Raw genomic sequence first — 10,623 nt, 5'->3', positions numbered from 1 at the left:
TAAGTGTCTTATGTCCGATAATGAAACTATAATCCGGGAATGAAACAAGAACATGAACACAATAATATCAATACGTTAGTGTCCACTCATGGAACAAGAACGACAACTGGATTCACTGGAAAATGGCCTCAGAGGACGAGAAGTCGACATCATCAAACTCTGGTGCGTTTAGTATCGCCCAGGACGACGAGAGAGATCAAGAAAAAAGCGACGATATCTCCCTACCCGCCCACGTCGCGGGCTCAGGCAGCCTCGATCGCCTGGTCGATACCGCCCGCGACTATGCCCGCGCCGCCGCGTCCGACAACACGCTGAAAGCCTATGCCAGGGATTGGGCACATTTTACCCGCTGGTGCCGCATGAAGGGCGCCGATCCCCTGCCCCCGTCACCGGAAATGATTGGCCTCTATCTGGCCGACCTGGCGTCGCCGAACGGCCCCTCCCCTGCCTTATCGGTTTCGACAATCGAGCGCCGCCTGTCCGGCCTGGCCTGGAACTACGCACAACGTGGGTTCACGCTTGACCGCAAGAACCGCCATATCGCCACCGTGCTGGCCGGGATCAAGCGCAAGCATGCGCGCCCGCCCGTGCAAAAGGAAGCAATCCTGGCCGAGGATATCCTCGCGATGGTGGCCACCCTACCCTACGACCTGCGTGGGCTCAGGGATCGGGCAATCCTGCTTCTGGGCTATGCCGGTGGCCTGCGCCGTTCGGAGATCGTGAGCCTGGACGTGCACAAAGACGATACCCCGGACAGTGGCGGCTGGGTCGAGGTCTCTGACAAGGGCGCGCTGCTCACCCTTAACGCCAAGACCGGATGGCGCGAGGTCGAGATCGGGCGTGGTTCGTCTGAGCAGACCTGTCCTGTTCACGCGCTCGGGCAATGGCTACATTTTGCCAAGATCGACTTCGGCCCGGTCTTTGTCAGGACCTCGCGTGATGGCAAACGTGCGCTGGAAACCCGGCTCAACGACAAACACGTTGCGCGCCTGATCAAGCGGACCGTACTCGACGCCGGCATCCGCTCAGAGTTGCCCGAAAAGGATCGTCTCGCCCTGTTCTCTGGCCACAGCTTGCGCGCGGGCCTTGCCAGTTCGGCCGAGGTCGACGAGCGGTACGTCCAGAAACAGCTCGGGCATGCCTCAGCCGAGATGACCCGCCGCTACCAGCGCCGCCGGGACCGGTTCCGGGTGAACCTGACCAAGGCTGCGGGGTTGTGACGCGGATTAGAGGCCTTCGTTCTTCAACGCCGTCAGCGCCGCCACATGACGAGGCAGATCACTGCGAGAGTGCAGGATATCGACGATGACGACCTCGTTGTGCTGGTCCAAAAAAACCAGGAAATGCTCCCCTGCCCTCGTAAACCGCAAATCCGCAGCTTCGTCTACCAGAACCGCACAGCTCCGGCTATGCGCCTCGCAGTTCAGGATCGCCTGACAACGGTTGAGCAGTTCCGCCTCGTAAAGCTCTGCCTGGCGCAGCCCAAAATTCTCGATCGTCCATCTGGCGATCTCGGTGAGGCTGGCTTCCGCACGACGCGTCAGCCGGAAGGATCGGCTCATGAAGACGCGCGGGCTTGCCGAAAGGCGCGCCGGATCGCGTCTTCTCCGCTACCCTCGGCAAATTTGCCGGCTTTGGCCTGCGCCAATCCCTCAAGCAGCCCTTGCCGGATCCCGGTGAACTGGGCTTCTTCCTGCTCCAGCAGCCGAAGCCCGGCGCGCATTGCTTCGCTCACATTCTGATAGCGTCCGGATGCCACCAAGGCCTGAACCAGCTGGTCCTGGGTTTCGGTCAGAACGACATTGCGTGTCACCATGAGACGAGCCTCCTTGAGTTGGCAATATATGCCAATGAGGGATTTGGTCAATGAGTAAGCCCTCGCACCGTCGTCTCCAAACGGTCGTTTAGTAACGGCATATGAAATTGCAATCGGCCCCGTTTTCATGCCCCTGATAGGCTATGCCCGCGTTTCCACGGAGGATCAGACCCCCCTGCCCCAGTCTGAGGCGCTGCAATCTGCGGGCTGTGCCGAGATCTTTGAAGAGCACGCCTCAGGCGGCAATCGCGCGCGTCCTGTACTCGCGCGTTTGCTCGAACGCGTCCAGAGCGGCGATACGCTGGTCGTTGTGCGGATCGACCGGCTTGCGCGATCCCTGTCGCATCTGCTGGAGGTGATCGAACGTCTGGAGGCCAAGGGAGCTTTCTTCCGCTCGCTGCAGGATCCAATCGACACCGCCTCCCCTCAAGGAAAATTCACATTGCAGGTTCTGGGCGCCGCGGCCGAGTTCGAGCGCGCGCTGATACGTGAGCGGACAAAGGCCGGGCTTGCCTCTGCGCGCGCCAAAGGGCGCGTTGGTGGCAATCCTGGGCTTCGCACCAAAGACCCCGCCGCGCTGCGCAAGGTGCGGCTGGCACGACAGGACGGCTACATGGAGCGCCTGAGCGAAACCGCGCAGGATTGGGTGCCCCACGTGCGACGCCTACGGCCGGATATGGCCTGGGAAGATGTTTTGCGAATCATTAATGGCCCCCTGCCCCACGACCGGCACTGGACCCAAAGCCGCCTACTCCGTGCTGTGAAAGCCTATGTCCGCGACGGGTTTCTACCAGATGAAGTGCTTGGCCGCGCCGGACGCCGCGAAACCGATGACCGCCTGCCAGCTATCGTGGCTGCCATCAAAGGCTCGGACCCCGAAATCACACTGCAGGCGATCTGCGACCGGCTAGAATCGATGCGTGAGCGCACCCCTCGAGGCCGTACTAGCTGGCAGCCTTCCTCTGTGAAGATGCTGCTGGAGCGTGCTGAAAAGCTGGGGTTGCTGAGGTCCGCGCACTAATCGCAACCTTGTAAATCTTCCACGCCATGGAACGATTGCATTGTTGCAGCGCACTTTGCGGGCAGGTGAATGGGTTCACGAAGCGCAACAGATGTTCCACGCGCAATCCGTCGTGCATTTCCCCGCTCCAAAATGCTGGCACCCGGCGATCAGTGGGCCAGACACAAACGCCGTACTATAGACAGATAGATGATATGTCTCTGCCGGGGCGCAACCTACCTAATGCGTTTTGACCTGCAAACCCTCGACCGGGCACGAACCTGTGGTGGCGTCGAGTAAAGGTACGGTGCGCTCCCAACGGTTTCGACTTGTCTCCAGTAGCTGACAATCGATTTAGCCAAGACCGGGACAATGATCGAGGTCCCTGCCCTAGTATTTCTCGACGACGGTTCCTGAACCTGGATCTTCGGAAAGTATCAGCCATGGATCATTCTACGCGGATCATCTGAACAACAAAACTGGGCGCAATTTGCCCTCAGAGAATCGGTGACGGGAGCCATAGGTTGTGCTGAAGCAAAAACGTGGTCCGCGGTTGCTTTCCAGTGGTCTTCGAAGCCGTCGAGTGAGCGCATCGGCTTCTTTGAGTGCTGAACTTATGATCCCTGAACAATCTCTTGAACCCAGAATGTCACGGATCGCACCTCCTCCTTCTATGATTTGGTCTCATCGGATAGGTCTCGCGGTTAGGTGAGGCGTGGTTGAATTGGTCCTGTCTACGCTGTGCTTTGTGCCGGATACTGTTCCCGCGACGCGAGAAGCCGCGATGCCCCCTACCCTGCTGGGGATCATTGACGCCTCAGACAACAGGGCCTTGTGCATCCATGCGCATGAAGTGCGTTTGATCTGATCGTTTGGGCCCGGCACCCAAGTATCAATGTAGCTTTGAATGTCGATCCAATTGGGCCTTGGGTTTGCCGTAAGTCTGTCGGTGCGTTGTCCGATCCGGCCTGAGTTCGCTGTATCTCTCGCTAATCGGATTTTCGGTCAAGACACCATTGAGAAACCGTGCGCTAGCGACACCCAGTCTGCGCCAGATGCACTCGTGAACCACAATTTTGTGAGTGCTGTTAACAGCTGTTAACTCTAGAGGGTGCGTGGCTTCCCTAGTAGACCTTTGGTCCGACAGCACAATTTGTGGATAAAATCCTTGACTTAACATGGTGAATCACGGCCATTAGAGTCAAGTTGCGCAAATAAGCGCGTTCGAGCAGAGAAATAGCAACCATGTTTCAGACGGCACCAATCGAAGCGGCGTCTCAATCCGAGCTTACAAGCCAGATGGCGGCGCGTCTACACACCGCGCTCACGACGCATCTTCAACAAGCCTACGCGCCCGATCAACGCAAGAATTTGAGACTATTCAGCGCTACAGAGACTGCTGATCTTCTAGGGGTGACCGGGCAATTCTTGCGCAAGTGCCATAGCGACGGGTCCTTGCCGGAGCCTGAAGTAATCAAGAACGGACGGCGCTTCTATTCCGGTGATGAGATCCTGCAAGCGCGCCATTTCCTGGAGGCAAGCTCTCGAAAGCCGGGTAAGTATCTTCCTGGGCGTCGCGAGGGTGACAAGCTTCAGGTTATTCAGCTGATGAACTTCAAAGGTGGATCTGCAAAGTCCACCTCTGCGATCCATCTGTGTCACTACCTTGCTTTGAGTGGTTACCGGGTGCTGGCGATTGACTTGGACCCACAAGGGAGCCTCACTGGCTTTTGCGGGATTCAAACTGAACTGGAGTTTGAAGGCGCTTCGATTTACGACGCACTTCGTTATGACGATCCAGTACCGATGTCGGAAGCTGTTGTGGAAACCTATTTCCCTGGATTGCACTTGGCACCTGCCCGCCTTGTGCTGAGCGAATTTGAGACTGAAACAGCGGTCAATGCAGGGCGCGGTGTTGCGTTCTTTGAGAAGCTCAGTCTGGCGATCCAGTCCGTTGAGAGCGACTACGATGTAGTGGTGATCGACAGCCCGCCAGCTCTCGGATTCTTGACTTTGACCGGCCTCTACGCTGCGACCTCGGTCATCGTGCCGATGACGCCGAGCATGCTCGACCTTGCTTCCACCCAGCAGTTTGTCGAAATGACTTCTGCTTATCTTGGTGTGATCGAGGACACGGGCGTCAAACTCGATCATGATTTTTTCTCCTTCCTCATCACGCGGGACGATCCGAGCGATATCCCAAGTCAGCAGATCGTGAGCCTAATGCGCGCTCTGTTCCAGGATCGTGTCGTTGGGGCGACCGGACTACGTAGTACGGCTATCGGCGACGCATCGATGCTCAAGATGTCGATCTACGAGGTTGCGCGCTCCGAGATGACAAGGTCGACCTATGATCGCGCAAAGAACAGCATGGATGCGGTTGGTTCGGAGATTGCGGGAATGCTTCAAAAGGCTTGGGGGCGGTAATCATGGCAATGGGTAAAAACAAAACCGGCATCATGGCTGCGATAACTGCGGCGACTGAGGGGTCGAAAGACGGGGCTTCTGATAGAGCTCATCGAACATTGCCGAAAGGAACTATCGGCTCTGTTCGTGCGGGTCTCGGCGGCATTCAGGAAATCGACGCCAACTTGATCCTTGCTTGGGGTCCGAAAGACCGACTGGATATTGAGTTAACAGCTGTTAACAGCGCCGCACCGAATGAATCGATCAAGGATCTCGCAACCAGCATCGCTGATGCCGGGCAGCAAGTCCCGGTGCTTCTACGTCCTTCGAAGGATCGTGACGGGCATTTTGAGATCATCTACGGCCAGAGACGAATACTTGCGTGCCGCTATCTGGGGATACCAGTGCGGGCTCTGATACGGACGCTCGATGATACCGATGCATTGATGGCGAAAGGCCTCGAAAATGCCGGCCGCGCGGAGCTGAGCTACTATGAACGTGTCCGGTTCGCGCACGCGATCCTGGAGCAGGGCTACTCGCGTGCGGAGGCGTGTCAGGCTTTGGCTATCAGCAAGAACACTCTTTCGCAGCTTGAGCGTATCAATCGGCTAGTGCCCTTGGCTGTCGGTGAAGCCATCGGCGCAGCTCCAGGGGCAGGGCGCCCGAAATGGACCACACTCGCAACGGCGTTTGAGAAAGTACAACTCTCGGAGGAGGGTGTTCTGGGTGTTCTTGGTCAATCTGGTGATCTCGACTCCGACGGACGGCTGGACCTCGTTCTCAAGGAAATTGGCAAGCGAGGTAAGCAAGAACGATCTGTCGAGGAGCGCTCGCCCGTTCCCGGTGTGCAGATCAAAAGTGGTAAATCGGGGCTCTCAGTCACCGTCAAGCGGGCAGGGGAAAACACGAGATTCGCGAATTGGCTGGATCAGAATCTGGACCAGCTCATTCAGGATTCCTTCGATCGGTTCCAATCAGAGAGCCACGAAGGATAGCGGCGGTTAACAGCTGTTAACCGCCAAAACAGAGGCAACGAGCAAAAAGGAGAACGGCACCAAAAAGAAAACCCTCGAAACCGAAGTCCCGAGGGCTGCTGCGCACAAGGCGCGATTTGTTTTCACACCACAATCCTAGCAGCCCGCGAATCGCTAAACAACGAAAAACGTCTTCGGGCGAACAGGTTTTCTGTGCCTAGCTAAAAAATGAAAAAATTCAATGATGCTCCGCATGGAGCGACTGGGACAGTCATGCCTCAGAACGGTGGAGGTATGTCCAATATCAACCAACCCTCGGGGTGGCGCAAAGCGACGGCCGGACTCGCGGTCGCTGAACAGCACGCACAAGCTGGTGAAAGAGCAGCCGTGCCCAAGACACGGGCCTTTGTTGCCGTGAAACGCGTTGGTGCGCATATTGGCCTCAAGGCTGGCGACGTACTGCTTCTCGACACGCTTGGGGCCTTCACTCGGGCCCAGGACTGGGAAGAGGGGCAGCGTCCGATCGTCTGGGCGTCCAACTCTTACCTGATGGAGCAAACAGGCTTCTCGCTCTCGGCGCTCAAGCGCCATGCACGGCGCCTGGCTGAGATCGGCGTGATAGCCTTCAAGGACAGCCCCAATGGCAAGCGTTGGGGCAACAGGGACGCAGAAGGCCGTATCATCGAGGCCTATGGCTTCGACTTGTCGCCGCTCTCGGCTCGAGCCGAAGAGTTTGAGCAGCTACACGCAGAACTGCAGGCCGAGCGCGAACTCTGCCAGCGCCTGAAGCGCCAGATCACGGTTGCGCGCCGAATGATCCGCGCCAGGATCGAAGCGGCCCTCAGCGGCGCTCTGAGAGGCCCCTGGACACAGCTCTCAAGCCTCTTTGAGGATCTTTTGGACCGCCTCCCACGCCGGAACACGGCCTCTGAGACGCTTGCGCGGCTTCTGGAATGGTTCAGGGAGCTCCAGGAGCGTGTCGATGCGACCTATCTCAAAGCAGCTCGAGCGGATGAAGTTGTGGAAAACACGCCGGCAACCACTGAACAAGGGCTTCAAAAGACTCAAGAAATGGACCCCAGGGAGGTCATTTCTGATCCTCATATACTAATTACAAATCAACTTAATCCTGTAACCTGTAATTCCTCAGAAAAAGAGGAAGCGGCGAGCGTGGTGCCAAATGCGCCACCGGAAGAGCGAGTTGATAGGGAGTTGGAAGATTGGGTGGCCGAAACGCGCAAGAAGCGCGGGGCAGCTCTTGATCTGCCGACAGTCATGCAAGCCTGTCCTGAATTTGCGTCGTGGGCGCGCAATATGGGCGGATATCTGAAGGATTGGGGCGATCTGCACCGTGTTGTGGGGCAGTTGAGGCCGATGATCGGCGTTTCTGAACACGCCTGGAACCTCGCGCAGGACCGACTTGGGCCACAAATCGCGACTGCGGCGCTGGTTCTCACGTTCGACAAGCATTGCGCCGGCGAAGTGGCGTCACCGGGCGGATATCTGCGTGGGATGGTCGAGAAAGCCGGGGCAGGGGAGCTGCATCTCGAGCGCAGCTTCTATGGTCGATTGAGCGGGCAGGCTGCATAATGGGATGGGGACGCAGTTTTTGCACGTTGAGAGTTCCAGGTGGGGCATGCGGAGATTGCCGCCTGTATTCTCCGCAGATTTTGCGGCAGTTATTGTTGTCTTGACGAGATTATGCGGTATAATCTCCGCAAGGAATGCGCAAAATATGACCTACATTCACGAAATCACTGACTGGCCGCAGTTTTCTTGGGACAAGGCCAAGCTGTCTTCACAACTTGCCGCTGTCCGCCACCGACAAGGCAAGCTCTTGGGACGCATGGAAGGCCTTGGCTTTGATCTTCGAAACGAAGCGATGTTGCGAACTCTCACCAGTGATGTCGTCAAGAGCAGCGAGATCGAAGGCGAGACGCTCGACAAAGATCAGGTTCGGTCGTCTATCGCAAAACGGCTGGGGCTCGAAATCGGCGGGCTGATCCCGTCTGATCGCCATGTCGATGGGGTCGTCGAGATGATGCTGGACGCGACGCAAGCGTATGACCAACCACTGGACGCAGAGCGATTGTTCGGCTGGCATGCCGCCCTTTTCCCAACCGGGCGAAGCGGAATGACCCGGATCACCGTGGGGCAGTGGCGTGAAGGCCCTATGGAAGTTGTTTCAGGACCTATGGGTCGTGAACGCGTGCATTTTGAGGCGCCGGGAGCGGCACGGCTTGATACAGAGATGGGGCGGTTTCTGACCTGGTTCAATCAGGTCCCTGACACGGATCCTGTTATTCATGCCGCAATTGCACATCTGTGGTTCGTCACGATCCACCCCTTCGACGATGGCAACGGGCGCATTGCGCGTGCGATCGCGGATATGGCGTTGGCGCGATCCGAACGCAGTTCACAGCGGTTTTACAGCATGTCGACCCAAATCCGGCAGGAGCGGAGCGCCTATTATGATATGCTCGAGACGACGCAGAAGGGCGGGCTTGATGTCACCGCCTGGCTCAATTGGTTCCTCAATTGCCTCGACCGTGCTTTTGATGGCGCAGAGATCATTCTGGAGGCCGTGTTTCAAAAGGCGCGGTTCTGGGAGAAATACGGAACGGCCAACATAAACGACCGCCAACGGGACATGCTTAACCGCCTCCTCGATGGGTTCGAAGGAAAACTCACGACGTCGAAATATGCGAAGATAGAGAAGTGTTCGCAGGACACCGCATATCGCGACATCCTCGACCTGATCGACTTGGGAGCACTTGAGAAAGATGACGCTGGTGGACGTAGTACCAGCTATTCCCTGTCAGCGAAGTGAAGAGGCTTGTCGCATCCGGTGCTCAGGACAAGCACCGCTAGGATATGTCAGACAGTCACCAGAGAAGATTTCCGATCTGAGGCTTGCTATAATTCATTGATATGAATTGTAAAAATAGAACTCTTAGGTGTGGCCTTGCCGATGTCCGTTGCCGATCCTGAGTTTCTGCGTGCAATGAAGAAAACTGGGGCCGTGCCGGCCCCTGAAGTTCTTTTCCCGGGCTGGTGGGGCCGGGAAAAGTGAAAGTGTCCTTCGGGTTTTGTGACTGACGGATGAGGGCCTTTGGGGTCCCTCGGACGGGTCCGGGCCGGGTTCCGGTCTGTCTTTCCTGATTAAGGGCATTCCCATGCAAACAGGTGTCTTGCGCGTGCTGCGCGCGACCGCCGCCTCCTGGTGGCGGCACAAGGAACTGCGCCGAGCTGGCCAGCTGGAATTGGCACGGCGGCTCGAACGCGAGACCGTGTTGCGCGATCTCGTCCATCTCAGGCAGGCGGCGACATTGCCGAACGCCCATTTGATCTGCGGCGATGGCGGGACATTCATCCATTTGGGTTGGACCACAGTGTCGACCTTCGCGCCGATCGAGCGCTTTCCCTTGGCCGCTCTTGCGGTCGCACGAGGCACGCCGTTCATCGATATCCGACCCGTCACCGATGTCATCGCTTTCGCGAACCTCCCCCGCGTAACACGGGGAGGATCGGTCGACCCTGAACCTTGGGGTCCTGGCCGGGCCGTCTCTCTAACCACGTACATCGACATGGTCGAAGAGCTTGGTGCCAGGATCGTCAACGATCCACGCGCCAGTCGGCCAGCCTGATCACTATCCCCTCACACCAACACTCGAAAGGAGGCCAGCCATGGCCCGTTCCCGCACGCCCAAATTCGATGCCTCCGAGGTCATCACAAACGAAATCATCCGTATCATCGAGCGCGGTGTCCTGCCGTGGCGCAAGCCCTGGACCGCCGGTGGCAGTTCCCGCCCGCTCCGTCACAACGGCGAGGCATATCAAGGCGTCAACAACTTCCTGCTGACCATGCGGACTGTGATGGCGGGCTACAGCTCGCCCTACTGGATGACCATTCCACAGGCCAATGCCCTGGACGCCAAAGTGCGCAAGGGCGAGAAGTCCTCCGTGGTGGTCTACTATGGCCAAAGCCGGAGGCAGGGTGAGGGCGACGAGGCGCGAGACGATGGTGAGGCAGATGGTGACGAGGCCCGCGTCTTCCGTTTCCAGAAATCCTATCGCGTGTTCAACGCGTGCCAGATCGAGGGGTTGCCGGACAGCTTCCATCCCGAATCGGACCCGGTACCGGAGCATGCACCCGCTGAGCCCATTCCGCATATGCAGGCTTTTTTTGATGCCATCGATATCACTACCGTCTTCACGGGTAGCGACGCCTACTATCTGCCGCCGGTTGACAAGGTTTACATGCCGCCGATTACGCGGTTCCAGAACCCGAGAAATTTCTATGGGGTTTGGGCCCATGAACTGGGCCATAATGCCGCGCTCCGGTTTATGCCGCGCCGACCCTTACAACCTGTTGCGTTGCGGTTAGATCGGCGCAGCATATCGGCATAATTCAGAGCGCTTCGAGG

9 protein-coding genes and 1 pseudogene are annotated in these 10,623 nt (G+C 57.7%); 8 read left to right on the top strand and 2 right to left on the bottom strand.

Going from position 1 to position 10,623, the window contains the following annotated elements:
• Positions 1-122: 122 nt before the first annotated feature.
• Positions 123-1,220, top strand: coding sequence for a tyrosine-type recombinase/integrase (locus QQL78_RS20320; RefSeq protein ID WP_036563052.1), 1,098 nt, complete (start codon positions 123-125; stop codon positions 1,218-1,220).
• 6 nt (positions 1,221-1,226) lie between these two features.
• Here QQL78_RS20320 and QQL78_RS20315 read toward each other — a convergent pair whose 3' ends face one another.
• Positions 1,227-1,562 carry a type II toxin-antitoxin system RelE/ParE family toxin gene (locus QQL78_RS20315; RefSeq protein WP_036563054.1) on the bottom strand — a complete coding sequence of 112 codons (336 nt, stop codon included), beginning with the start codon at positions 1,560-1,562 and terminating at the stop codon, positions 1,227-1,229.
• The gene (locus QQL78_RS20310; RefSeq protein ID WP_036563055.1) at positions 1,559-1,816 is read right to left on the bottom strand and encodes a type II toxin-antitoxin system ParD family antitoxin; all 258 of its coding nucleotides are present in this window, start codon (positions 1,814-1,816) and stop codon (positions 1,559-1,561) included. Before QQL78_RS20310 ends, QQL78_RS20315 begins: the two co-directional genes overlap by 4 nt.
• Positions 1,817-1,943: 127 nt before the next feature.
• On the opposite strand from QQL78_RS20310, the gene QQL78_RS20305 reads away from it, so the two are divergent.
• From QQL78_RS20305 to QQL78_RS20275, 7 genes and pseudogenes are all read left to right on the top strand, one after another.
• Positions 1,944-2,837, top strand: a complete 894-nt coding sequence (locus tag QQL78_RS20305; RefSeq protein WP_058314140.1) for a recombinase family protein — start codon at positions 1,944-1,946, stop codon at positions 2,835-2,837.
• 1,224 nt (positions 2,838-4,061) lie between these two features.
• Positions 4,062-5,243, top strand: a complete 1,182-nt coding sequence (gene repA, locus QQL78_RS20300) for a plasmid partitioning protein RepA (RefSeq protein WP_058314141.1) — start codon at positions 4,062-4,064, stop codon at positions 5,241-5,243.
• A 2-nt stretch (positions 5,244-5,245) separates the two neighbouring features.
• Positions 5,246-6,217: a plasmid partitioning protein RepB gene (gene repB / locus QQL78_RS20295; RefSeq protein ID WP_058314142.1), complete on the top strand. Its 972-nt coding sequence runs from the start codon at positions 5,246-5,248 to the stop codon at positions 6,215-6,217.
• A 273-nt stretch (positions 6,218-6,490) separates the two neighbouring features.
• A complete protein-coding gene (repC, locus tag QQL78_RS20290; RefSeq protein ID WP_058314163.1) occupies positions 6,491-7,786 on the top strand; it encodes a plasmid replication protein RepC in 1,296 nt (431 codons plus the stop codon).
• Between the two features lie 145 nt (positions 7,787-7,931).
• On the top strand, positions 7,932-9,026 hold the full coding sequence (locus QQL78_RS20285; protein WP_284376554.1) for a Fic family protein: 1,095 nt from the start codon (positions 7,932-7,934) through the stop codon (positions 9,024-9,026).
• Positions 9,027-9,372: 346 nt separating this feature from the next.
• Entirely contained in the window at positions 9,373-9,843 is a 471-nt protein-coding gene (locus tag QQL78_RS20280) for a hypothetical protein (protein WP_284376552.1), read from the top strand.
• 40 nt (positions 9,844-9,883) lie between these two features.
• Positions 9,884-10,525, top strand: a pseudogene (locus QQL78_RS20275) (ArdC family protein); the annotation flags it as partial.
• Between the last annotated feature and the right edge of the window lie 98 nt (positions 10,526-10,623).

Source organism: Sulfitobacter pacificus (assembly GCF_030159975.1).
In the GTDB taxonomy this organism is placed as follows: Bacteria; Pseudomonadota; Alphaproteobacteria; order Rhodobacterales; family Rhodobacteraceae; genus Sulfitobacter; species Sulfitobacter pacificus.
Note: the sequence above shows the minus strand (reverse complement) of the source record. Positions and strands in the feature narration are given on the sequence as shown.

What these genes read in the sequence shown, in the direction of transcription:
- QQL78_RS20285 (WP_284376554.1), top strand. Translation starts at nt 7,932, where the DNA reads ATGACCTACATTCACGAAATCACTGACTGGCCGCAGTTTTCTTGGGAC.
- repB (WP_058314142.1), top strand. Translation starts at nt 5,246, where the DNA reads ATGGCAATGGGTAAAAACAAAACCGGCATCATGGCTGCGATAACTGCG.
- QQL78_RS20320 (WP_036563052.1), top strand. Translation starts at nt 123, where the DNA reads ATGGCCTCAGAGGACGAGAAGTCGACATCATCAAACTCTGGTGCGTTT.
- repA (WP_058314141.1), top strand. Translation starts at nt 4,062, where the DNA reads ATGTTTCAGACGGCACCAATCGAAGCGGCGTCTCAATCCGAGCTTACA.
- QQL78_RS20305 (WP_058314140.1), top strand. Translation starts at nt 1,944, where the DNA reads ATGCCCCTGATAGGCTATGCCCGCGTTTCCACGGAGGATCAGACCCCC.
- QQL78_RS20280 (WP_284376552.1), top strand. Translation starts at nt 9,373, where the DNA reads ATGCAAACAGGTGTCTTGCGCGTGCTGCGCGCGACCGCCGCCTCCTGG.
- QQL78_RS20310 (WP_036563055.1), bottom strand. Translation starts at nt 1,816, where the DNA reads ATGGTGACACGCAATGTCGTTCTGACCGAAACCCAGGACCAGCTGGTT.
- QQL78_RS20315 (WP_036563054.1), bottom strand. Translation starts at nt 1,562, where the DNA reads ATGAGCCGATCCTTCCGGCTGACGCGTCGTGCGGAAGCCAGCCTCACC.
- repC (WP_058314163.1), top strand. Translation starts at nt 6,491, where the DNA reads ATGTCCAATATCAACCAACCCTCGGGGTGGCGCAAAGCGACGGCCGGA.